At 37.5% G+C, this 23,367-nt stretch carries 19 protein-coding genes, 2 pseudogenes and 1 riboswitch; of the genes and pseudogenes, 14 read left to right on the top strand and 7 right to left on the bottom strand.

Features of this window, described 5'->3' with window-relative positions:
- Nucleotides 1–11 precede the first annotated feature (11 nt).
- From hypD to NSQ18_RS07970, 8 genes are read left to right on the top strand one after another with little or no spacing between them, the layout of a single operon-like run.
- Nucleotides 12–1,127, top strand: a complete 1,116-nt coding sequence (gene hypD, locus NSQ18_RS07935) for a hydrogenase formation protein HypD (protein ID WP_232019894.1) — start codon at nt 12–14, stop codon at nt 1,125–1,127.
- A gap of 30 nt (nt 1,128–1,157) precedes the next feature.
- Nucleotides 1,158–2,183: a hydrogenase expression/formation protein HypE gene (gene hypE, locus NSQ18_RS07940; protein WP_096550101.1), complete on the top strand. Its 1,026-nt coding sequence runs from the start codon at nt 1,158–1,160 to the stop codon at nt 2,181–2,183.
- A 29-nt stretch (nt 2,184–2,212) separates the two neighbouring features.
- Nucleotides 2,213–4,198 (top strand): carbamoyltransferase HypF, encoded by a 1,986-nt coding sequence (gene hypF, locus NSQ18_RS07945; RefSeq protein WP_168412712.1) that lies wholly within the window; start codon nt 2,213–2,215, stop codon nt 4,196–4,198.
- A 12-nt stretch (nt 4,199–4,210) separates the two neighbouring features.
- Complete coding sequence (locus NSQ18_RS07950) at nt 4,211–5,809, top strand: ABC transporter substrate-binding protein (protein ID WP_096550103.1); 1,599 nt, start codon at nt 4,211–4,213, stop codon at nt 5,807–5,809.
- A 23-nt stretch (nt 5,810–5,832) separates the two neighbouring features.
- Nucleotides 5,833–6,825: an ABC transporter permease gene (locus NSQ18_RS07955; RefSeq protein WP_168412710.1), complete on the top strand. Its 993-nt coding sequence runs from the start codon at nt 5,833–5,835 to the stop codon at nt 6,823–6,825.
- Nucleotides 6,822–7,658 carry an ABC transporter permease gene (locus NSQ18_RS07960; protein ID WP_168412709.1) on the top strand — a complete coding sequence of 279 codons (837 nt, stop codon included), beginning with the start codon at nt 6,822–6,824 and terminating at the stop codon, nt 7,656–7,658. Before NSQ18_RS07955 ends, NSQ18_RS07960 begins: the two co-directional genes overlap by 4 nt.
- Nucleotides 7,659–7,673: 15 nt before the next feature.
- The gene (locus NSQ18_RS07965) at nt 7,674–8,657 is read left to right on the top strand and encodes an ABC transporter ATP-binding protein (protein WP_168412708.1); all 984 of its coding nucleotides are present in this window, start codon (nt 7,674–7,676) and stop codon (nt 8,655–8,657) included.
- Nucleotides 8,620–9,267: an ATP-binding cassette domain-containing protein gene (locus tag NSQ18_RS07970; RefSeq protein WP_247595888.1), complete on the top strand. Its 648-nt coding sequence runs from the start codon at nt 8,620–8,622 to the stop codon at nt 9,265–9,267. The genes NSQ18_RS07965 and NSQ18_RS07970 overlap by 38 nt, the downstream gene beginning before the upstream one ends.
- A gap of 467 nt (nt 9,268–9,734) precedes the next feature.
- Here the strand turns inward: NSQ18_RS07970 and NSQ18_RS07975 are convergent, their stop codons facing one another.
- The 5 genes and pseudogenes from NSQ18_RS07975 to istA form a co-directional block, all read right to left on the bottom strand.
- Entirely contained in the window at nt 9,735–10,304 is a 570-nt protein-coding gene (locus tag NSQ18_RS07975; RefSeq protein WP_016839623.1) for a hypothetical protein, read from the bottom strand.
- 47 nt (nt 10,305–10,351) lie between these two features.
- Nucleotides 10,352–10,810, bottom strand: coding sequence for a hypothetical protein (locus NSQ18_RS07980; protein WP_168412707.1), 459 nt, complete (start codon nt 10,808–10,810; stop codon nt 10,352–10,354).
- 185 nt (nt 10,811–10,995) lie between these two features.
- Nucleotides 10,996–12,082, bottom strand: a pseudogene (locus NSQ18_RS07985) (IS4 family transposase).
- A gap of 1,080 nt (nt 12,083–13,162) precedes the next feature.
- The gene (gene istB / locus NSQ18_RS07990; protein WP_016839664.1) at nt 13,163–13,918 is read right to left on the bottom strand and encodes an IS21-like element helper ATPase IstB; all 756 of its coding nucleotides are present in this window, start codon (nt 13,916–13,918) and stop codon (nt 13,163–13,165) included.
- Nucleotides 13,915–15,447: an IS21 family transposase gene (gene istA / locus NSQ18_RS07995; protein WP_016839663.1), complete on the bottom strand. Its 1,533-nt coding sequence runs from the start codon at nt 15,445–15,447 to the stop codon at nt 13,915–13,917. The genes istB and istA overlap by 4 nt, the downstream gene beginning before the upstream one ends.
- Nucleotides 15,448–15,793: 346 nt before the next feature.
- Here istA and rpsI point away from each other — a divergent pair.
- Nucleotides 15,794–15,868, top strand: a pseudogene (rpsI, locus tag NSQ18_RS08000) (30S ribosomal protein S9); the annotation flags it as partial.
- Nucleotides 15,869–16,047: 179 nt separating this feature from the next.
- On the opposite strand, the gene NSQ18_RS08005 reads toward rpsI, so the two are convergent.
- On the bottom strand, nt 16,048–16,680 hold the full coding sequence (locus NSQ18_RS08005) for a LysE family translocator (protein ID WP_016839496.1): 633 nt from the start codon (nt 16,678–16,680) through the stop codon (nt 16,048–16,050).
- A 150-nt stretch (nt 16,681–16,830) separates the two neighbouring features.
- Nucleotides 16,831–17,031, top strand: a riboswitch (cobalamin riboswitch).
- 149 nt (nt 17,032–17,180) lie between these two features.
- On the opposite strand from NSQ18_RS08005, the gene NSQ18_RS08010 reads away from it, so the two are divergent.
- The 5 genes from NSQ18_RS08010 (at nt 17,181) to NSQ18_RS08030 (ending at nt 22,636) form a co-directional block, all read left to right on the top strand.
- On the top strand, nt 17,181–18,155 hold the full coding sequence (locus NSQ18_RS08010) for an ABC transporter substrate-binding protein (RefSeq protein WP_339287639.1): 975 nt from the start codon (nt 17,181–17,183) through the stop codon (nt 18,153–18,155).
- Nucleotides 18,121–19,191, top strand: coding sequence for an iron ABC transporter permease (locus NSQ18_RS08015; RefSeq protein WP_096550109.1), 1,071 nt, complete (start codon nt 18,121–18,123; stop codon nt 19,189–19,191). The genes NSQ18_RS08010 and NSQ18_RS08015 overlap by 35 nt, the downstream gene beginning before the upstream one ends.
- Complete coding sequence (locus NSQ18_RS08020) at nt 19,185–20,576, top strand: ATP-binding cassette domain-containing protein (RefSeq protein WP_339287640.1); 1,392 nt, start codon at nt 19,185–19,187, stop codon at nt 20,574–20,576. Before NSQ18_RS08015 ends, NSQ18_RS08020 begins: the two co-directional genes overlap by 7 nt.
- A gap of 37 nt (nt 20,577–20,613) precedes the next feature.
- Nucleotides 20,614–21,435: a cobalamin-binding protein gene (locus NSQ18_RS08025; RefSeq protein ID WP_016839501.1), complete on the top strand. Its 822-nt coding sequence runs from the start codon at nt 20,614–20,616 to the stop codon at nt 21,433–21,435.
- Between the two features lie 130 nt (nt 21,436–21,565).
- Complete coding sequence (locus NSQ18_RS08030) at nt 21,566–22,636, top strand: sorbosone dehydrogenase family protein (protein ID WP_339287642.1); 1,071 nt, start codon at nt 21,566–21,568, stop codon at nt 22,634–22,636.
- Nucleotides 22,637–22,701: 65 nt separating this feature from the next.
- Here the strand turns inward: NSQ18_RS08030 and NSQ18_RS08035 are convergent, their stop codons facing one another.
- Entirely contained in the window at nt 22,702–23,367 is a 666-nt protein-coding gene (locus NSQ18_RS08035) for a GNAT family N-acetyltransferase (RefSeq protein ID WP_168412784.1), read from the bottom strand.

Here is a 23,367-nt window from a genome sequence, read left to right on the forward strand (position 1 = left end):
GGGGGATAAACATGAAAATGCGATTTGTGGATGAATTTCGCAATCCTGAACTCATCCGAAAAACTTTAGATGAAATTGAGCGAATCATCGAGCCGGATGACCATTTCCGTATTATGGAAGCTTGCGGGGGGCATACCTATTCCATTTTCCATTTCGGTTTACAAGAATTATTGCCGAAAAATATTGAGTTTATACATGGACCAGGTTGTCCTGTTTGTGTTCTTCCTCCAGGTCGTGTGGATGAAGGATTGGAGATTGCATCCAAAAATTCGGATGTGATTTTTACAGCTTTTGGGGATGTGATGCGAGTGCCCGGAAAAAAAGGCTCGCCTTTAAACTACAAAGCGATGGGTACAGATGTGCGGATGATTTATTCCCCTCTTGATGCATTAAACATTGCCATGAAAAATCCAGATAAAAAAGTAATATTATTCGCAATCGGTTTTGAAACGACGGCGCCTTCTACGGCCATTACGGTGTTAAAGGCAAAAGAATTGGATATCGACAACTTTTTCGTCTATTCCAACCATGTAAAAATCGTACCTGTTTTAAAATCCATCTTAGATCAGCCTAATATGAGGATTGATGGTTTTATAGGACCGGGGCATGCATCAGTCGTCATTGGCGCCCACCCTTATGAAACTATTGCAAAAGAATATAAGAAGCCGGTTGTGATTTCTGGATTTGAACCGTTGGATTTATTACAGTCCATTTTAATGTTAATCAAACAATTGAAAAACGGGGAATCCAAAGTGGAAATTCAATATAAGCGGGTTGTGATGGAAGGAGGCAATGTTTCTGCGCTCGAAATCATGAATCAAGTGTTTGAAGACCGTCCAGCATTCGAATGGCGCGGATTAGGAGCGATTCAAAATTCTGCATTGAAGCTAAAGCCAGAATTTTCTAAATGGGACGCAGAAGTGCAATTTAATGTTGAAAAAATCACGATTGAAGAAAATAAAGATGCCCAATGCGGCGAGGTGTTAAAAGGAATGCTCAAGCCAAATCAATGCAAATTGTTTGGAAAAGTATGCACGCCAGACAATCCTGTCGGCGCTCTCATGGTTTCTTCTGAAGGGGCGTGTGCAACTTATTACAATCATCTCTATTCAACCATGAGCTTATAACATTTTATCAAGGAAAAAGGAGTCGTTGCCATGCTGAAAGAGAAAATCGCATTTAGAGAACCAACCATTCAACTAGCCCATGGAGCCGGCGGGAAGGCAAGCAGGAGGTTAATTGAGGGACTATTAGCGCCATATTTAAATGTTAGTGAATTAAATGATGCGGCCTATGTCCAAATCGATCAAGCCCAAATTGCTTTTACAGCAGATAGTTTTGTAGTGAATCCATTGAGATTTCCAGGAGGTTCCATTGGTGAGCTAGCAATCAATGGAACGGTAAATGATCTTGCAATGGGCGGTGCGAAACCACTGGCAATTGTGACAACTTTCATCATCGAAGCAGGTCTGGAAACAGAAATATTGGAAGCTGAAATAAAAGCCATGCATGAAGCGGCGGAAAAAGCAAATGTGGCCATTGTAGGCGGCGATACAAAAGTGGTCGAACATCAAAAAGCGGACAAGCTGTTTATTACAACAGCAGGCATTGGTTTGGTGGATTCAAGAGTCAATTTATCAGCAGGCAGGGTGAAGCAAGGAGACAAAATCATTCTCTCAGGGCCTATTGGAGATCATGGCATCACCATTCTCTTTGCCCGGGGAGAACTTGACTTAGAGGCAAATATCAAAACAGATACCCGTGCAGTTTGGCCCTTTGTTTCGAAACTGATTGATGCTGCAGCACCGGGATTAAAATGGATGCGAGATCCAACCCGTGGAGGAATGGCGACGGCTTTAAATGAACTAGCAAGAGATGCAAAAGTGGCAATCATGCTTGAAGAAGAAGCCATCCTAGTGAATCCAGAAGTTCGCGGCGCTTGTGAAATACTAGGTCTTGATCCTATGCATATAGCAAACGAAGGACAATTCATTGCTGTTGTTAGTGAGGAATATGCCGATACCGCATTAAAAGCCATTCAACAAGTTCCAGGTGGAGAACAGGCAGCCATCATTGGAGAAGTGTTTGAAAGCGACCGCCATATTGTCCTTTCCCGCTCTTCCTATGGAGGAACGCGTGCGATTGATATGTTAGTCGGTGATCCGCTCCCACGGATATGTTAGCAATCTTTCCTAGAAAGAGAGGAATAAAAATGACAACGCCATATCGTACAATGACCTATACTTTTTTACCTGATACTGCTATTTGCGATGATTGTTTAAAAGAATTGTTTGACCCGGAAAGTAAACGTTATTTATATCCATATATCGGCTGCCCTAATTGTGGTCCAAGATATGCGTTAATGAAAAATGTTCCATTTGAACGCCAAAATACAACCATGGCGGATTGGGAAATGTGCCCTTCCTGTAAAGAAGAATATGAAAATCCGCAAAACCGCCGGTACCACGCAGAATTAAATTGCTGCCCACAATGCGGACCAAACTATTACCTATCTGAAAACGGAGAGCGCTATGAAGGCGAAGAGATGTTTCGTCGGGTCGCTGAACTATTGAATGCCGGGGAAATCCTTCTTGTAAAAAACAATGGAGGCTATCATTTAGTTTGCGATGCCTTTAATAGAAATGCAGTACAGGTAATGAGGGATAAATTAGGCCGTCCAAGAAAATCCTTTGCCATTATGGTCAAAGATTTAGAAGCGGCCAAGGAGATTGTCCATTTATCCGAAAAAGAAGAAGCCATTTTGTTATCGAAAAAGCGACCTATTCTGCTTGCAAAATCAAAAAGTGAAGAATTGAGTTCCATCGTGGCGCCAAATAATACGGATATTGGCCTTATGGTGCCTTATACAGGATTGCAGCATTTGCTTTTCCATTTTGGAGCACCCCGCTATATCGTGATGACAAGCGCCAATTATCCAGGAGAACCTACTATTCATAAAGAAGATCAATTAACGAGATTAGTAGAGGATTTTCAATGTGCAACATTAATAGGAGAACGTGAAATTGAGCGCAGCGTTGACGATACGGTTTTAAAAGTGACAAAATTTGGAGCAGTTCTATTTAGAAGATCCCGGGGCTATAACAATTTGTTGGATATCACGTTGCCTTCTTCCCGCCCGATTTTAACGGTAGGTGCAGATTTAAAGAGCACCATTACGCTGTTAAAAGACCAGAAAGTCGTTATGAGCCACCATCTTGGTGACATGACGAAATATGGCACACAGTTGAAGTTTGAACGGACAGTGAAGGATTATTTGGCCATCCATGGGGTGGACTTGAGCGAAACCATCATCGGTTATGATTTGCATCCGGAATACTTTACGACTAAATTTGCCCAAAATTTAGAAGGCTATCGACATATCGCCGTTCAACATCATAAAGCCCATTTGGCCTCTATATTGGCATTGAAAAATAAACTGTCCGAACGGGTTGTTGGCATTGTTTTTGACGGTGCTGGATTTGGTGAAGATGGAGAAATTTGGGGCGGTGAAATCTTTGTTGGAAGCGTACAGGAAGGATTTACGCGGCGCGGCCATTTAAGAAAAGCATCTTTAATTGGCGGAGATGCCGCAGCAACATATCCGCTTCAAGCATTAGCTGGATTTATTGGGGATTTTGACAAAGACTTGTTTGATCGGCTGCATCTTCCGGATCCGTTCCCGAAAGCGCTGAAAATTAAGGAAAAAAATATTCGGACATTTCCGACAACGTCTGTAGGCAGGTTATATGATGCGGTGGCGGCATTACTAGGTTTCCATTTGGACAACTCCTTTGAAGGGGAAGCGGCTATAGCATTGGAGTATTTTGCCAGCCAATCCAAAGTGGAAGAAGTCTACACATTCCCTTGGACGGGTGAAGAATTAGACTATCGCCCATTATTTGAAGAAATGATTCAATCAAAGCTGAAAGGCCAATCACCATCAGTGATTGCAAGGGGATTCCATCGCAGTTTGGCCCAGGCGGTTGTGGATGTGATTCAGTTCCTTTGTGAAGAATATGATACGAATTACGCCGTATTGTCCGGCGGGGTGTTCCATAATAGTCTGCTGGTTTCCGACATTTTCGATTTATTGGAAGGTTCAAAGATTGAAATTTTATATGATGATGAAGTTCCATTGGGCGATAACTGCATCAGTTTGGGACAAGCAGCCATTCTTTCAGCAACAATCATTGAATAAAAGGTGAGCACTATGAAGGTTAATAATCGATTCCTACTTTTATCAGTGCTGATTTTCGCATGTTTCCTGCTGGTTGCATGCGCATCCCAAGCTTCTGACTCAGAAACAGACAAGAAAAAAGATAGTTTAGTATTGGCAATCGGCTCAGAACCGACCGATGGATTTGATCCAACGACTGGATGGGGGCGGTACGGTTCCCCATTGTTTCAAAGCACCTTGCTTACACTGGACCGAAATTTCAATGTGCAGCCGGATTTGGCCGTGGACTATAGCGTGAGTGAAGATGGATTGGAGTGGACTGTAAAAATTCGCGATGATGTGAAGTTTTCCGACGGTGAGCCGCTGACAATCGAGGATGTGATATTTACCTTTGAAACGGCCAAAAACAGCCAATCAGTGGTGGACTTACAAAACTTAAAAAAGATTGAAAAACTTGATGCCCAAACAGTGAAATTTGTTTTAGAAAGACCCCAATCGACCTTTTTATACACATTAACAATGCTAGGAATTGTGCCGAAACATGCCTATTCTGAAAACTATCGGGAAAATCCAATTGGCTCTGGACCATATAAGTTAGTGCAATGGGATAAAGGGCAGCAGCTGATTGTCGAGGAGAATCCTTATTATTACGGAAAAAAATCTCCTTTTAAGAAATTAACATTCCTCTTTTTATCCCAGGATGCCGCATTTTTAGCGGCAAAAGCGGGACAGGTGGATATTGTATCCGTTCCGCCAAACTTAGCGAAAGAATCCATTTCTGGAATGAAGTTAATCGCCTTGGATAGTGTAGATAACCGGGGGATTATGCTGCCTTTCGTAAAACCGGGATACGATGCTGAAAAAGGAATTGAAATTGGGCATGAGGTTACATCGGATCTGGCCATTCGAAAAGCGCTGAATATCGGCATTGACAGGGACAAGCTAGTGGAAGATGTTCTTGAAGGATTCGGCACTCCTGCTTTTTCGGTAGCGGACAAACTGCCATGGTGGAATGAAGAGACCGTTTTTGAAGATGGGGATATAGAAGCGGCAGAACAAATTTTAATGGATGCCGGATGGCGGAAAAACGCGGATGGAATTTTTGAAAAAGACGGAGAGAAGGCAAGTTTTACATTGGTATATCCCGCCAGTGACCAAACGCGCCAATCGTTGGCCATTGCATTTAAACAAATGGCCAAAGAAATCGGCATTGAGGTCAACACGGAAGGCAAAAGCTGGAGCGAAATCGAGGAAGTTATGCATTCAACGCCAGTCGTTATGGGATGGGGAAGCCATGACCCGATTGAAATTTACCACCTGTACCATAGCAAATACCGTGGCCAAGGCTATTCCAATGCTAACTATTATTCGAACAAAAAAGTCGACCAATATATGGACCAGGCTATTCATGCTATAACGCCGGAGGAAGCTAATGAATATTGGAAAAAAGCCCAATGGGATGGAGAAACGGGCTTTTCTGCTTTGGGCGATGCTCCATGGGTTTGGTTGGTGAATCTTCAGCACTTATATTTTGTGAATGAACATTTGAATATAGGCGAACAGAAGATACAACCCCATGGACACGGATGGCCGATAACGGAATTTATTGCAGATTGGACATGGGAAGAGTGAGTATGGAAAGAAGGTAGAGGGCATTGCAACTCTTGAATATAGGAAAATTTATTCTATTGCGCACATTGAAATTTGCCATATTGCTATTTGCCGTTGTCTTGTTCTCTTTCATACTCGTCAGCTTCTCGCCTGTCGATCCCATCCAATCCTATCTCGGGGCGGAGATGATGGTGGTCAGCGAAGAGCAAAAGGAACGACTTGCTGAATATTTTGGTGTCGATGAATCAAAAACACAGCAATTTCTTAATTGGTTGAATATGTTTTTGCATGGGGATTTGGGCACTTCCCTCTTATACAGGCAAGAGGTAATCGCTGTAATACAAGAAAGATTTCTGGCCTCTTTTGTATTAATGGCAATTTCATGGATAATCTCTGGAATTTTTGGTTATGCATTAGGAGTCATTGCAGGGATGAATAAAGGAACGATGATAGATAAAGCCATTAAATCCTTTTGTTTCATCCTCGCTTCAACACCTGCCTTTTGGATAGGCATATTATTATTAATTGTCTTTTCCTTGTGGCTCGGTTGGTTTCCTATTGGTTTAAGCCTGCCTATTGGAATGTTGGCTGAAGAAGTAACGGTATGGGATTGGTTAAAACATATCATTCTCCCTGCTTTGACATTAAGTATTATTGGCGTTTCCAATATCACCCTTCATACAAGGCAAAAAGTGATGGACGTTCTCGAGAGTGAATTTATCCGATTTGCCCGGTCAAAGGGGGAAGAAGGTTTCCGGCTTTTTGCCAGACATGGTTTGCGAAATACGTTATTCCCTGCCATTTCTGTGCACTTTGCCTCATTTGGAGAATTGTTTGGAGGGGCCATTTTAGCTGAACAAGTATTTTCTTATCCGGGTTTGGGACAAGCCATCGTTCAAGCAGGAATGAATAGTGATGTTCCCCTGTTGCTGGGAATCGTTGTATTTAGTACGTTGTTTGTGTTTATCGGCAATTTATTGGCCGATTTGTTGTATTACCTCATCGATGTACGGATGAAAAATGGTGAAACGATATGAAAAATCAGTATCTTTCTATTGATTTTGACAGTACCAATTATAAAAGACGAATCTTATGGAAAATCATCGGACTTGTATGCCTCTTTTTGCTAGTTGCCCTTAGTGGTTTTTGGATTGGGGAAGAACAGATCGAAGCAAATATGGGTGAAAAGCATCTTAGCCCTTCCTTGGATCATCCTTTTGGGACAGATTGGCTAGGTCGCGATATGTTTTTTCGAACGCTTTTGGGGCTTCATTTAAGTTGGAAGGTAGGATTATTCGCAGCTGTTATAAGTACAGTGATTGCATTGACATTAAGCTTGCTTTCATCGATCAATAAATTTTTTGATTCGCTTGTCACGATGCTTATCGATTTGTTTTTAAGCATTCCCCACCTCGTCGCTTTAATTTTAATTGCTTTCGTGCTAGGAGGGGGAGTAAAAGGCATTGTGATTGGGATTGCATTTACCCATTGGCCTTCGCTGACGAGGGTGTTACGGGCGGAAATCTTGCAAATCAAATCATCGGAATATGTACATATATCTAAGAAATTGGGAAAATCCCGCATGTGGATTATCCGGCATCACTACTTGCCGCAGCTAGCGCCCCAATTGTTTGTTGGCTTTATCTTGTTGTTTCCGCATGCCATATTGCATGAATCCGCCATTACTTTCTTAGGGTTTGGATTATCGCCGGAACAGCCCGCTATCGGCATAATATTATCAGAGGCGATGAAATATTTAACAATGGGCATGTGGTGGCTTGTTGTTTTTCCTGGTCTTTCATTGTTTGGGATGGTCGTGATATTTGATGCGTTGGGCAATAACTTGAGAAAACTGTTGAATCCAAATTAAGAAAGGATTTCATTCATGCATGTTTATGAATTGAATCATGAAACACAGGAAGAACTAGAAAAAATACAAAACAATCTTTTGCTGGAAGTAAAAAATTTATCCCTCACCATTGAACGATTTGGCAAAGGATGGACAAGGGAACGTTTATATGTTATTCGAGACTTTCATTTAAAGATTCATCATGGAGAAGTAGTGGCAATTGTAGGTGCCAGTGGGTCAGGCAAAAGTTTGTTAGCGGACGCCATTTTAGGAATTCATCCGAAGAATTCAATTGTTGATGGGATGATAAAATACGAAAACGAACTGTTGACGGAGAAACGAAGAAAACGGCTTCGGGGCAATGATATTCTGTTGATTCCACAAATGACCAATGCCTTAGACCCTTTAATGAAAGTTGGAAAACAAGTAAAAACATTAATGAAACAAAACAATCATCAAAAAGCGGTGAAGCAAATTTTCCAAAAGGTAGGGCTGGACCCAGATGTTTATGATCAAATTCCTTCCGCATGTTCAGGAGGGATGATTCGAAAAATTTTTATTGCCATGGCGTTGGCGAGTGAAGCGAAGTTAATCATTGCAGATGAACCAACGAATGGACTGGATTATGAATCAATAGATGAAATGTTATTCCAAATAAAAATGTTGGAAAAGGACAACAAGGGAGTAATCATGATTACCCATGATTTAGAAGCGGCAATGAAAGTAGCCGATAAAATAGCCGTGTTCTATGCGGGGGAAACCGTTGAAGTGGTTGACAAAAAACATTTGAAAAAAGGCGGGAAATTCCGTCACCCCTATTCCAGAGCATTGTGGAATGCATTGCCGCAAAACGGGTTTATCGCCATTGATAGCACCCAACCTTCCGCTACTGAAAAATTGACCGGTTGTTCCTTTGCAAAGCAATGTCCGAAAGCAACGAAAAAATGCAAAATAGAAAAGCCGTTATTAAAAGAGATTAGTCATGACGAAATGGTTAGGTGCTTTTATGCTGGAATGTAAAAATATAGGTTTTTATTACAATCGTTCAAATTGGCTGTTTCGAAACATCCATTTATCCATTGAACGGGGAGAAATTATCGGCATATACGGAAAAAGCGGATCGGGGAAAACGACCCTTGCAAAAATCATGGCAAACTATCTTTCTCCTACGGAAGGGGAAGTTCTAGTGGATGGTGAAAAGAGCAATCATTCAGAAGTGTACCCAGTGCAGTTGATTTGGCAGCATCCTGAACAGGCTATCAATCCTAAATGGAAGCTTTCCAAAATATTTGAAGAAGCAAAAGAATTGGATCAAGATATCCCCTCTATCCTTGGCATTAAAGAGGAGTGGCTCAATCGCAGAGCTCACGAACTTTCTGGCGGCGAGCTGCAAAGGTTTTGCATTGCCCGCGCCTTTCATCCCGATACCCGGTATATTATTGCCGATGAAATTACCAGCATGTTCGACGCCATTACACAGGCGCAAATATGGCATGCTCTCATTCGGCTTGTAAAAGAGCGGAATATCGGAGTATTGGCCATCAGTCACCACATTTCCTTGCTGGAAAGAATTAGCGATCGCATCATTGATTTTAATCAATTAAAGGGGGCGTCTGAAAAGTCATTTTGAGACGCCCCCTTTGCGGCTGTCGCATATGCTTTCGCCGCAGATAAATTGCGGCTGTCGCATATGCTTTCGCCGCAGATAAATTGCGGCTGTCGCATATGCTTTCGCCGCAGATAAATTGCGGCTGTCGCTAGAGTTTTTGCCGCAGATAAATTGCGACGGGGAGGCGCGTTTTGTAACCACCGCAGGAGCAAAGTTTTTAAGAGAATATTACTATAAGAAGTAAGGCTGTTCAGAAAGTGATTGACTTTCTGGACAGTCCCTTCCTTTTTACAAAAAATTGGTGCTGGTTTTTCTCACCAACACCACATATTGAAGAGTCATAATAAAAAGCCATCTATTAATGAGAGATGATTTTTTATCTATTTATTTAATAGGGACCATTTCACTTTCTGGGCAGCTGCCTCTGCAATTATATATGAAAATAGGTTAGATGGCATTTAAAAAATAGTTCAAATAATAAATAATACTTATTTTTTTCTTAAATATAATCCTTCAGTTGTAGTAATCATCTCAATAAGCTTTCTAGATTTTTCATCTTGATAATATAGAGAAACTATTAATTCATTTACCCAAGCAATCACCTTTAATTCTGGTAAATAGATTATAGTTTGTTCATACCCTCTAAGGCTCAGTTTTAAGAGACATGCTAATTCTATGGGGGTATTAACTTGAATGAATAGATAATCCTTAATTTTTATAAGGTAATTTCTTTCTTCCTCAGAGAGGTAATCTGGTAATCTTTTTGAGAAGTAAAAAGAGCTTTGTACCCATAACGGACTATAGCAGGACAATATTGTTAAAGTATTGATATATTTTCTTTCAACTTCAAAATATTCATTTACTGTTTGCTCTTTTCGAGTAAAAAAAACATCTAGTGGAGAAAACCATTCCATAGTTTTATTAATTATCATTGGAAAACGATCTATCAATACAAAATTTTCTGGATATAAATTGAAAAGCTCTTCTTCATTAATAAATCCATCACTATCAAATGGAATTGAAAGATTAAATGAAGCAATTATTTCTTTATATGTCATATTATTATAGTTCTCTTTCAATTTATAATAAACACCACTTTTCTATCTTAATATCTATTCAATATTTTTCCTTTTTCATCTAATGAAGCAACAGTATTTCCTTTATTATCTTTTAGTTTCCATTTTCTACCTCCATGTCCTGCTGTATCTTTATCTATTTGCCATCCCGTTTTTGGATCTTTATAGGCAGTTTTCCCATTTACTTTATCGGTAAATTTACCCAAATCTACATAACCATCATTATTTAATAGTTTTTTTGGAATTGCTTTGTATGCTATATTAATATTTTCAACTAAAGTTGGTTCTTTCAACCATAATTGATAAACTCCAGCTGCTACAGTTAATCCTGCTGCTGCCCAAACATAATCAGAGATAGCAATTGCTGGTACTACAAGTAATGGTAAAGCAGCAGGCTGTACTGAGTTATCCGTTTCAACTAAGAACTCTTTTTCGTTTACTATGAAAGATTCCTTTTCTAAGTTATTATTTTCCTGAGCATTAACCATTGGAATGTTTGATACTAATAATATTAAAACTGAAAAATATCACTACCGTCGCATAAATGATGTCTGAATTTTCAGTTTTATTTTTTCTGGACTTTAGAGAAAAAACGAAAACACCTAAGCGAGGGTAGTAAACATCCATTTTTTTACTATAACCTATGACTTGTGCAACAACGACTGGCAAACCTTTATGGGACGCCGTTTCCTTCGATTTTTCGTAACCAAATGTGAGCGGATTTCCACAAAGAAGCCTTCAAATAGCGACTAATTTGTAAGTAACTGCGTTCGCTATTCGTGTTCAGCTGAGCTAAAACATTCAGACAGTACACTATCATGGCTACGTACACTTGATTATGTACAGCTTGTTCACTGTCATTTGAAAAAAAGTTCGATTGCCCAACGTGATTGGTAGATTTCTGCAATTTCATCTGCGTCAATGTCAAACCGATTTGTCAGTAAATGAAGCTCATTTCCTTTTGTATCATGCAATTTGAGTAAGCGAAACACGTTTTCAGAACGATTTTGTGGTGTTCCAATGACAACCATTTCATCAGAGAATACGGGTGAATCTTCTGGTAACGAAAAGGATTCTAACACTCGGACAACAGCGTTTTTACGCAAACGGGTCACAAAGAAATAGCCATCTTCCGTCATTTGATCAAAGCGCCCATAATCCAAGTAACCACGATCAAACACGTACATGCATTCTTTGTCATCCACGAATACTTCTAGTTGACCACGATCATGTTCGTTGGCATTCGTGAGTACGGCTTTATCTGGATAGGAGAGTCCTTTTTCCATAAAAACAAGTCGTAAGTGAAGCTTTACTCCTGATTTTGTTTTTCGAAACTCTGCCCACTTATGATTGGTCAAATTAAGCGGTAATGTACTCGAATCAATGATTTTCAAAGGCGTTGTCACTTTTCTTCTTGTTTGGAAATTGGTTTTCCGATGAATTTGTGCCACTAAATCGAGAAAAATCGTTTGAAAGAACTCAGTTGGGATGGTATTGATTCGTCTCCCTAACTGTGAAAAACTAATCGATTCCAATCCCGTTGCTCGTTGTAATTCTTCTAAAAAGACAGCGTCACTCAACGCCCGTAAACTCTCGGTTTCATGGAGTTGGGCATACAAAAGCAGTTTCATAAATGAAGCCATATAAAGCTTCTTGGTATAGTGATTTAATTGATGTGTTTTCACTAGGTCGTCAAATAATGGACGATTAATCGGTGAAAACCATTGTTCAAATGATGTTTTTCGTGTAAACTTATCCATGGTTTTGTCCTTTGTATTGGATTTGGATGGTTTACTACCACCCAACCATTATAAAGGATTTTTTTGTGTTTAGATTATATTTCAGAAAATTCGGTTTATTTGAAGGTGTTAAATTATTTTAATGCGACGCTAGTGGAAAAATATATTAAAAATTTTTTTATTGTACTCATATTTATCTACCACCCTATAAAAATATTTTAGTTATTACTATGCATAGTACCATTTATAACTCGAGTTATTTATATTATAAAATCAACCAGTTAATACAAGGAATAGTATATAATTACCAATTTTGTAAAATATAGATTATGTAATAAAGTGTAAATCATTTTCTAAATAAGGAAAATATTAGTAATAACAACATTTTTATAGTTTTATAGTAATTGAAAGAGTTTCTATTCTTTCAAGTGTGACGGTTAAAATAAGTGATCCAACATTTAAAGTTTACTTATGTGTAGAAATTATTATAAATTTTAAACTTGCCCCCAACAACATTTTGTAGATGGCATTTAGAATGGCATTTGATGTATTTTGATTTGTGCAAAAATACTTCTAATTATTTATTGATCTGTAGTTATTTTGTGTAAAAGTGGTTCGACTCCCGCCGTTTCCATACATTCATGAAAGTTAATTCGTATGCAAAAATAGCTACACTTTTTAGGTGTTTTTTATCCTTAGTTAAAAAACTCACCCATTCCTATAAACATGCTTACTGATATTTTTTGCCTAAAAATTGCACCAATAAGCACCAGAATAGAACGTTAGTTTGAGTTGTTTTTGAGTTATTCTACATAGAGGAGAATAACTCAAAATGTTGAGGGTATTGGGTCTAATGAATTTTGCGTTATCATTCTACAATGAGACGCTAAAATAACCATGTATACGGATATATCAATATATGGGTATATAAATAAACAAGTCTACAAATATATCATATATAGATATGTAAATATACAGGTATAGGATATATAAATGTATGAATATACAGGTGAATTTATGTAACCGTCAAGTAGAATTAAACAATTTTCCACAAATAATTTTAAACAGTTTTCTACAATTAAGATTCAACAGTTTGCTAAATTAAAATAATACCTTTCTGTATTTCATACGAATGCTATCCGTTTCGTTATCGAAAGTGATAATTTCACTCCTATGTAATAAACGGTCAAGTATAGCTGTTGTTAAAGTAGGATCACCAAGAAATTTTCCCCATTCATTTGGCCCTTTATTAGAGGTTAGAATGAATGCTGCTTTATCATATAAATCATAGATAAACTGGAAAAATAGATTGGCTTCCTGAGTCTCGTAAGTCATGTACATGACATCATCAATAATAATTAAATCCGAAGCTATAATACGTTTGTAGCGTATTTTAGATTTATTGATATATTCTTTTGTTTTTAAAATATACATAAGCTGATTCATGGAGACAAAGGATACTTTGTATCCTCTCTCCACAGCGTGTATTCCTAATGCAACGGATAAATGTGTTTTTCCTGCTCCTGTTGGTCCCATCAAAATTAAAGTAAAAAATTCTTCAATCCAATTCAGTTCTTTTAATACATTTAGTTGTTTTTCACCAAGAGCTGTTTGTTCCTTCAAATCATAGGTATCAAACGTCAATATTTCTGGGAACTCTGCCCATTTCATTAATCTCTCATTATTTTTCTGCTCTCTACATCGCATCTCATAGCTTAAGATTTCATAAACCAGTTCATGATATGTCCAATTCTTTGCTTCAGCTTCACGGAGTAAATTCGGTAATTCTTTAGCCGTCTCAGCGAGGCGCAAGGTACGACATTTATCTTGTAAAATTTCATAGGGATGATGATTCATTCATTTTCACCTCCAGATAAGACTTTTAAATAAATGTCTTCGGATCGTTCTGGTGCTGATAAATCTTTATACTTCTCATTCAATTCAACGATTTTAGGTGAACTTTTTTGATATTGTACAGATAATGCATGTGCAATATCCCGAAAATCATTTGCACTGGTCATTCCAAGTTTCTTCATTTCAGATAAAGCTTCCTCACAATGATTTGGGTAAATTCTGATGGCTTGTTGTAGTACTTTGAGTTGATCCACTAAATGACGTGGATATCGTTCTTTCAATTTGTGTATTAACCATTGAATATTCTCTTTATCTATGAATGTTTCTTGAATTTGATGAATTAAAAGATCTCGTTTACTTGTGCTATGTTCCCGATGGGAGGGATCTGTAATAATCAATCCTTTTCCTTCGGATATTCGGTGCTTTGCTAACTCCATCCCAGTTTCTTTCAGTCGAATAATTAACCAACCATCCTCTTCTTGTAAATAAGCAAGATTTGGGGCATCTGCTCTATATGTTCCTTTAGGAACGCTATATCGATTTCCTTCATAACGAATAACATTGTCCTTATGGATATTTCTTGTTATACTTGGAGTTGAAACATTTGCGAAAATGTAAGTACCAGAGACTTTCTTTAAGTGTTGCTTTTCCAGGGCGTGCACTTCAGAAGGTCTCTTTTTCGTATTATGATGAACTTTATAGTTTCCTGTTCTTTTCAACCAAGCGTGGCACGATTGATTCCAATCTGAAAGATGATCGAATACTCGATTTTTGCTAAAATTATTTTTTACAAATTTCACAACCTGTTCAATTTTACCTTTTGATTCCGGATCACTCTTTCTACATAAATAAACATTAAATTTACGGGTATGATGATATTTAGTAAATTCAGCTGTAAGAATTAAATCACCTGCATTTTCACTAACTGCTAATAACGCATCTTGGTCATAGACCATTTCTTCTGGCATTCCTCCAAAGTATTCAAATGCATTTTCATGCATTCGAATCATATCGGAAGTACGAAAAGGTCGATCGAGCCATTCTACATATTTATATCTTGAATGTGATAAAACAAATGCGATAAAATACAACTTTTTATTCTCACCTTGTCTGTTTTTGACGGTAGTTTGTCCAAAATCCACTTGAGCCTGTTTTCCCATTGGTAATTCTGGAACTACACTATATGTCCTCTGAACCTTTACCTTTGGAATCCGATAGTAATCCCTCATTTCGTTTAAATAATTTCGTACAGTGTTCTCAGCGACTTCCCTGAAACCTAACTTTTCTTCCAACCAATCATAAACTTGTGCAGCAGTTAAATCAGGATGTTCCTTCAACCACCCTAGAATTTGATCATGATAAGGGTCTAGTTTCTTTTCTCTTGTACGTAATGTACTTAAAAATTCTTCAAACTCATCAGTACTCATATTCAAATAATCTATCACTCTATTTCTTGAAATATTTAGTTTTCTTGCAATAGCACTCTTGGAGAATCCCTCTTTGTATAAACGATGAATCTCGATGTAAAGCATAAATCTGTTCACTCCTAATTCCTCACTTTCAATAGACTAGTAACAGTATATTTGAAAGTGATTGATGGTGGGGAAACTGTTTAATCTTATTTGGGGAATTCTGTTGAGTTCTATTTGTGGAAAACTGTTGATTCTAGTTTAGCGTTTACAATTTAATATACGTATATATATTTGTGGATATATTAAAATGTCTTTATGTGAATAAAAAGAATGAATGTAGGGGACTATAAATTGAATGTAAATTGACTGTAATTTTTATATTAAAATATAAAAATTATGATTTATTCTACAAAACTATAAAAAATTGATATATCAAGGTCCTGTGTAAGTTTATATAAAGTAGTAAAATTTGCGAATAAAAGAACGTAAAAAATACGGTCTTAAAGGCGCTCGTCGCGCACCACAATTCTCAAAACGTTAATATTATCAACGTTATCAAACCCTCTTCTCGCTTTCGGGAAGAGGGGTGTTTTTATGAGAAATTTGTTTTGCTGATACCGCTTAAATTTGTATTTTTAACGTGAGCCGTAGACATTCATTTCATAAATTTTTATCCGCTAATAAAACAAAGACCCTCGACTAATTCGAGGGTCTCAATTATTATGGGTTGGCTTTTTCAAGGGCAAGTCTTAAACCAAAACCAATCAAGATGGCACCAGTAATTCCTTCGATAACTTTTTGAGTGCGAGCATTTTTTATAAATGCACTAATATGATCGATTAAATAAATATAGAAAATGAACCACAGGGCCGTAAGAATGGTATAAGTAATTCCCATAATAAGGAACGGCATAAATGTATCGCTACTAGTATTTACAAATTGAGGGAAGAAGGTTAAGAAAAATAGTGCAACTTTAGGGTTTAATATATTAGTTAAAAATCCTTGTTTGAAACAAGATGTATTACTCAATGTACCTTCTTGCACAAATTCTACCTCTACTTCATCTTTCTTTTTTCTCAAAGACCAAAAAGTTTTAATTCCAAGATAAATTAAGTAAATGGCTCCAACATACTTAAAAATAGAAAATAAAAAGGCTGATTTTACAATGAGCGCAGATAATCCTAATATCGCGGCAGTAGTGTGAATTAGCAGGGCACAACAAGTACCTAAAGCAGTTTTCATTCCGCCAAATTTGCCACGAGTAACAGTGTTTTTAGTGACGATGGCAAAATCAGGGCCAGGTAAAAGGATTAACAAAACACACATCAACACAAATAGAAAAAAGTTTTCCATCATTTCATTCCTTTCGAACACGAAATTTCAGAATATTTATTGTTAAATTGTATTCAGTATTAGTGTTTTTTTCAATGGCCAGGAGCAAGATAAAAAACAATTATTTTACAAGGTACGGTTATTCTACTATAATGGCACTAGAACAAATAATTGAATAACAAACAAATAGGTTTCTTAAATGTAAATTCATTACATTTAAGACTAAGAGGGAAGTTGGTGAAAATCCAACACGGTCCCGCCACTGTAATCGGGTAGGAATGTTACGATTATCCACTGTGTTTTTAACATGGGAAGGAGTAACAAACCGATGATCCGTAAGTCAGGAGACCTGCCTATTTGTATTTTAAACATCCTTCGAGGAAAGGGATGTTTAAAGAGCAGATACCAATTGAATGTATATGTGTCATTATGCATATGGTTAGAGTATACATATCTGCCTTTACAACGCTTTCCAAGAGGGGGAAGCGTTTTTTATTTTTTATAAAAGGAGGAGACGAAAGATGTTAAAAATGAATCGAGCAATACTTCTAGCATTAGTTTTATTATTAACCATCCCATTCATTGCTGGTTGTGCTAGCAATGAAACAAATGATAACACCCAGGAAACGGTGACAAAAGAAAACGAATCGAAGAATGCTACTTTCCCAGTTACATTTACTGATGATGCAGGCAGGGAAATTACGATTGAAGAAGAACCAGAAACAATCGTTTCCATTCAAACAAGTAATACGGAAATTGCCTTTGCTCTTGGACTAGGCGACAAAATTATCGGTGTTTCAGATTATTGTAATTACCCGGCTGAAACAGAAAATATTACAAAGGTGGGAGGACAGGACATTAATGTGGAGCTAGTTCTATCTCTACTTCCAGATATAGCATTAGTGACAGATTATCATTACAAAGCTCATCCGACGGTATTAAAACAATTTGAAGAGGCGGGTATTCAAACCATCGTCGTTGGTAGTGCAACATCTTTTGAAGATGTTTATGAAAACATTGAAATGATAGGTTTAGCCACTGGAACAAAAGATAAAGCTTTAGAGATTATTGCTGATATGAAAAAACGTCATGAAGCCATTAAAGAGAAAGCGAAAGCCATTGTAGATAAAAAAAGAGTTTGGGTTGAAGTATCACCAGAACCAGATATTTTTACGACTGGAAAAAATACATTTATGCATGAAATGTTAGAATCCATCCAAGCCATTAACGTAGCAGGTGATCAAGTAGGATGGGTAAAGATGAATGAGGAAGAAATAGTAAAATTAAACCCGGATGTGATTATAACGACATACGGCTATTATATAGAGAATCCAAAGGAACAAGTACTTGCTCGTAATGGTTGGCAAGCGGTTCCTGCGGTAAAAAATGGCGAAGTTTACGATGTGGACAGCGATACAGTAACAAGACCAGGCCCTCGTTTAATTGAAGGAGTCGAAACTCTTGCGAAACTTATTTATCCTGAAATTTTTGAATAATAAAATTGGTTGGATTTATGTAGGGAGTGGTATTCTTTTTGCCGCGGCAATCATTTTAGGTTTATTTATAAGCAGTGTACCCGTTGCTGTGGAAAAAATTATCCACATAATATTTGAGAAAACCCTCCATATCACTTGGATGGAAGTACCAAAAAATGAGGAAATGATTATTTGGAATATTCGATTGCCGAGAGTCATCCTTGCCTTTTGTGTTGGGGCATCCCTATCGCTAGCGGGGGCTGCTTTCCAAGGCCTTTTACGAAATCCATTAGCAGATCCATATACAATTGGTGTATCATCAGGCGCCTCTTTAGGAGCAGTGTTAGTTATATTTTTCCAAGTTACCATAATAGGATTAGGAAATTTTACGCTTCCAATCGTCGCAATTGTAAGTGGTTTTATCACTTTATTAATTGTATTTGGGTTGGTAAGGCTAAGCAGTAGAAGTTTAGCAATCGAAACGATTGTGCTTGCAGGTATTATCGTCAGTTCCTTTATCAGTGCCATTGTCTCTCTAATCATTTCATTGGGAGATCGAGATGCAATGACCCAAATTCTTTATTGGTTATATGGGAGCGTTGGAATGAGAGGTTGGGAATACATACAACTCATCATCCCGTTTATGATATTGGGGACATTCATTTTGTTAATTCATTCTCGAGAATTAAATGCCTTTGCACTTGGTGAAGAGGCTGCAGATCATATTGGTGTCAATGTCAAAAGAGGTAAGACTATGATATTAATTGGTGCATCGTTATTAACTGGTGCATCGGTTGCTGTTTCTGGTTCCATTGGTTTTGTTGGTCTCGTCATCCCTCATCTTGTACGACTCCTTGTTGGACCAAATCATCGACATGTATTACCGTTGTCATTTATCATTGGTGGTACTTTTCTAATGTTTGCGGATTTGTTGGCTCGAATTGTTATTGCACCGCGAGAATTGCCAATTGGAGTTATAACAGCGATTATCGGTGCACCGGTATTTGCGTTTCTGCTAATAAGAGAAAAGATTGGAAGGGGCAAAAATAGATGCTAAAGATTCAAAATGTGACGGGTGGATATAGCAATAACCCGATCCTAAGAAATATTGATATAGAAGTACAAAATGGTGATTTTTTTGCCCTTCTCGGCCCAAATGGAAGTGGAAAAACAACGCTCTTTAAATTAATTACCGGTCAGTTGCCTATTCAAAAGGGGAAAGTATTGTTATCGGGTAAGGATATCTCATCTTATTCAAAATTAGAAAAAGCAAAGAAAATCGCAGTTCTTTCCCAAGATACTTCTGTTTCTTTTGACTATACAGTTGAAGAAATCGTCAGTCTTGGGCGATACCCTCATCAAAAAGGAATATTGAAAAATTTATCAAAAAAAGATTGGCATATAATTGAAGAAGTAATGGAACTAACGAAAGTAACTGAATTTAGGCATACTCAATTTCGAAAGATTAGCGGCGGTGAAAAGCAACGGGTGCTATTAGCAAAAGCGTTGGCTCAAGAACCGGAGCTACTACTGTTAGATGAGCCTACAAATCATTTAGATATAAAACATACCTTTCAACTATTAGATTTATTAAAAAAGAGGCAAGAAGAAAAAGGATTAACGATTTTTTCAATTTTACACGATTTAAATGTGGCATCGCTTTATGCAGACCGATTCGCACTGCTGTACAACGGTAGTTTATTAAAAGTTGGGGATGCAAGCTTACTAAAGGAAGTAGATACTTTAAATAAAATATATCAAGTACAAATCCATGTCCAAGCGCATCCAACAGTCCCTAAACCGCAACTATTACTAGCACCAAGTTTACCGAATTCACCACATTCTACGTTCTTTAAGGGAAATTATAAAATAAACAACAATGAACAATTTGTTCATGTTCAATTTCAAAAACCACTACGAACGATATCAAATGGAATGTTTGGAAATGGTATACAGTGGATAAAAGATTATTGCATCTTTTCGTGTAAACAACATTCCACAATTCCCCCAGAGGAAGAAATACAAACCATCATGGAACAATACTCTATTACTCCCGAACAAACGGTTGCAACAATTGTTGAAGGGAACATAGGTGATGTCGTTGTAGTTGAGAGAGAAATTGAGGATACAAAAATTCTCTTCATCGTTACACCTACGAAAATGAATGAAAAAATTCGCGGATTCAATATGATGGTTTTTATGGATGGATATTTTAACGAGGGAGCTTTAGTTAATAGTTTGCTTATTGCAACAAAAGAAAAAATGAAAGCAATGCAACAATTTGGAATGGTAGAAACCAATGAAACAAATGAGGCTCTCTATTTAGCGGTTACGCAAAAAGGTGATAAGTCAGTAACGCAAAGAGCTGTCGAGGCAACTTTGCGAGAGATGGTACAACTTGCTGTAAAACAAGTATATCAAAAAGAAAAAGTTGTTGTTTGATTGAACAATTGAATACTTTCAATAAAGGGGGAGTATGGTGAGATTAATCTCCATTTGTCCAAGTAATACAGAGCTAGTAGGTTATTTAGGTTTAACACCTTCACTTGTTGGAGTAGATGACTACTCCGACTGGCCAGAAGATATTCATCAATTGCCGAGATTAGGTCCTGATTTAGATATTGATATAGATAAAGTAGAAGCATTGCAGCCTGATTTAGTATTGGCATCCCTCTCTGTACCGGGCATGGAAAAGAATATTGAAAGGCTGGAAAAACGGAATATTCCATATTGTATAGTACCTAATCCAAACACATTAACGGAAGTGGGAGAAAGTTTATTATTCCTTGGCAATGCAACAAACACAAAGGACAAGGCCAAGCAATTGTACGATCAATATATTCATTTGCTTGAACAATATCGCAGTTTATCAGAACAAGTTGATAATCCAAAAACCGTTTACTTCGAATGGTGGGCAAAACCGATTTTTACCCCTGGTGCAACGAATTGGTTGACCGAAATGTGTGAGCTTGCTGGAGGACGAAATATTTTCCAAGATATACACAAATCAAGTGTCCAAACAGATTGGGAAGAAGTGAAAAGCAGAAATCCAGACGTATTTTGTGTGGCTTGGGTAGGAGTTGAAACGAAAAGAGTCAACCCAAAAGTAATATTAAAAAGACCAGACGTACACGAGATAAAAGCAATTCAAAACAATGAATTATATATTTTAGAAGAATCTTTATTTTGCCGTCCTTCACTAAAACTCGCACAAGGTTTAGTGAAATTAGGTTCTATCTTACATCCTCATATTTATCCTTCATATGATCAAAAGAAAGATCCATTATTAGATAATAAGTAAATCCTGCTCATAGAGAGTAGGATTTTTTGTTTGGTTGCAATCATTTATAGCTATTAAGATTCATCTTAAAGGATTAGTGTATCAAAAAATGGTTAAAGTTAATGATAGAAAAAACTCAAGGGGGACGGACATGAAGATTTATATTCCTTTTTTAATAATTGCTTTAGTCTTAACTGGTTGTTCACCTAAACAACCACCGAAAGCAAATGAACAAAAGACTGAAACTACAGCAAGCCAACAAATAGAAATCATAGCAACTGATCTTCTAATTCCGTGGTCCATCAACAAAATAGGGAATACATTCTACCTTTCTGAGCGTGGCGGAAATATTGTAAAAGTAGAAAACGGACAAGTGGAAAAACAGCAATTACAACTTGAAAAACCTATTTCAACGGCATCGGAAGCTGGTTTTTTAGGATTTGTCTTAGCACCAGACTTTGTCGAATCAAATCAGGCTTACGGATATTACACTTACGAAGATGATACAGGTCAATTTAATCGCATTGTTCGCTTAAAGCTAGAAAATGATACTTGGAGAGAAGAGGAAGTACTACTAGATCAAATTCCAAGTGGACGGGTTCATCATGGAGGTCGACTTAAAATTGGCCCAGATGGTAAACTTTATGCAACAACTGGCGATGCATTACAGTCTGATAGCGCTCAAGATGTTAACTCATTAGGTGGAAAAATTCTCAGACTTAACTTAGATGGATCGATTCCATCCGATAATCCTTTTCCTAACTCTTACGTATATAGTTTTGGACATCGAAATCCTCAAGGTTTAACATGGGCACCAGATGGAACGATGTATGCAAGTGAACATGGCAATAATGCGAATGATGAAATAAACCGTATTGAACCTGGTAAAAACTATGGTTGGCCAGAGATTGAAGGAACTAGAGAAAAAGAAAATATGGTTGCTCCTCTCTTTACATCAGGCTCAGACAATACGTGGGCTCCTTCCGGAATTGCCTATTTTGATAACAAGCTTTACGTTGCCGCTTTAAGGGGTAGTGCTGTATTGGAATTTAACTTAAATACTGGTGCAAATAGAGAAATCGTTAATGGACTTGGTAGAATTCGTGATGTCTTAATTGAGGAGAATAACTTGTACTTTATCACCAATAATACAGACGGTCGTGGAAACCCAGAAAGAAATGATGATAAATTATATCGCATTTCGCTATCAGCTATCGATTAAATCGAAAAGATTGGAGAAACATGGGGCTGCTCACAGTCATGATTCCTTGAGAGCCCCATTATTGCTCACTTTTTAAACGGATTTTTCCACTCCATTAACACTCCATAATTACAGGATTCTTCATCTTCTAAATAGTTTTCAACAATCGCAATAGGGACACGCCCGCAACTTAACAGAAAAGTGATAACGGGATCTTGTAATGTTCCGTTGATGACCGCCTCTAAATACTCTTCCACACTCATCTTATCCGCATATTTGCTATAGCCCGGTATTCTTCCACCACCTAAAAGGCGATCTAGTTTCTTTTCGATTACAATATGATACATTGTCTGCATCATGAGTTTACCAAGGCCTAATGAACGAAAGCTTGGTCGAACACAAATATCGACAATGTATAAAGTATTTCCATTTGCATCATGATTTGTAATATAACCATTGTCGGTTATTTCTGCCCAAGAATGTTTTGGTTTGGCAGGGTCAAATTGTACACAGAGACTTGTTAAGGAACTAGCTAGTTTTCCATCAATTTCAACACATATAGCACCTTCGGGAAAAATATTAATATGATTTTTTAATTGTTTTTCATTCCACAATAGTTCTTGTGGAAATGGTGGAGGGAAAGATTCAACTTGAAGGTCGATTAGCTGTATAAAATCTTCTTTTCTATAATTACGAATGACGATAGGAACGGCTTTTTGTCCGATAAAAATAAACTGTTCGCTCCTGTACAT

The sequence above is a fragment of the Ureibacillus sp. FSL K6-0786 genome, assembly GCF_037965165.1.
Taxonomy (GTDB): Bacteria; Bacillota; Bacilli; order Bacillales_A; family Planococcaceae; genus Ureibacillus; species Ureibacillus thermosphaericus.

What these genes read in the sequence shown, in the direction of transcription:
- hypD (WP_232019894.1), top strand. Translation starts at nt 12, where the DNA reads ATGAAAATGCGATTTGTGGATGAATTTCGCAATCCTGAACTCATCCGA.
- hypE (WP_096550101.1), top strand. Translation starts at nt 1,158, where the DNA reads ATGCTGAAAGAGAAAATCGCATTTAGAGAACCAACCATTCAACTAGCC.
- hypF (WP_168412712.1), top strand. Translation starts at nt 2,213, where the DNA reads ATGACAACGCCATATCGTACAATGACCTATACTTTTTTACCTGATACT.
- NSQ18_RS07950 (WP_096550103.1), top strand. Translation starts at nt 4,211, where the DNA reads ATGAAGGTTAATAATCGATTCCTACTTTTATCAGTGCTGATTTTCGCA.
- NSQ18_RS07960 (WP_168412709.1), top strand. Translation starts at nt 6,822, where the DNA reads ATGAAAAATCAGTATCTTTCTATTGATTTTGACAGTACCAATTATAAA.
- NSQ18_RS07965 (WP_168412708.1), top strand. Translation starts at nt 7,674, where the DNA reads ATGCATGTTTATGAATTGAATCATGAAACACAGGAAGAACTAGAAAAA.
- NSQ18_RS07970 (WP_247595888.1), top strand. Translation starts at nt 8,620, where the DNA reads ATGACGAAATGGTTAGGTGCTTTTATGCTGGAATGTAAAAATATAGGT.
- NSQ18_RS07975 (WP_016839623.1), bottom strand. Translation starts at nt 10,304, where the DNA reads ATGACATATAAAGAAATAATTGCTTCATTTAATCTTTCAATTCCATTT.
- NSQ18_RS07980 (WP_168412707.1), bottom strand. Translation starts at nt 10,810, where the DNA reads ATGGTTAATGCTCAGGAAAATAATAACTTAGAAAAGGAATCTTTCATA.
- istB (WP_016839664.1), bottom strand. Translation starts at nt 13,918, where the DNA reads ATGAATCATCATCCCTATGAAATTTTACAAGATAAATGTCGTACCTTG.
- istA (WP_016839663.1), bottom strand. Translation starts at nt 15,447, where the DNA reads ATGCTTTACATCGAGATTCATCGTTTATACAAAGAGGGATTCTCCAAG.
- NSQ18_RS08005 (WP_016839496.1), bottom strand. Translation starts at nt 16,680, where the DNA reads ATGGAAAACTTTTTTCTATTTGTGTTGATGTGTGTTTTGTTAATCCTT.
- NSQ18_RS08010 (WP_339287639.1), top strand. Translation starts at nt 17,181, where the DNA reads ATGTTAAAAATGAATCGAGCAATACTTCTAGCATTAGTTTTATTATTA.
- NSQ18_RS08020 (WP_339287640.1), top strand. Translation starts at nt 19,185, where the DNA reads ATGCTAAAGATTCAAAATGTGACGGGTGGATATAGCAATAACCCGATC.
- NSQ18_RS08030 (WP_339287642.1), top strand. Translation starts at nt 21,566, where the DNA reads ATGAAGATTTATATTCCTTTTTTAATAATTGCTTTAGTCTTAACTGGT.
- NSQ18_RS08035 (WP_168412784.1), bottom strand. Translation starts at nt 23,367, where the DNA reads ATGTACAGGAGCGAACAGTTTATTTTTATCGGACAAAAAGCCGTTCCT.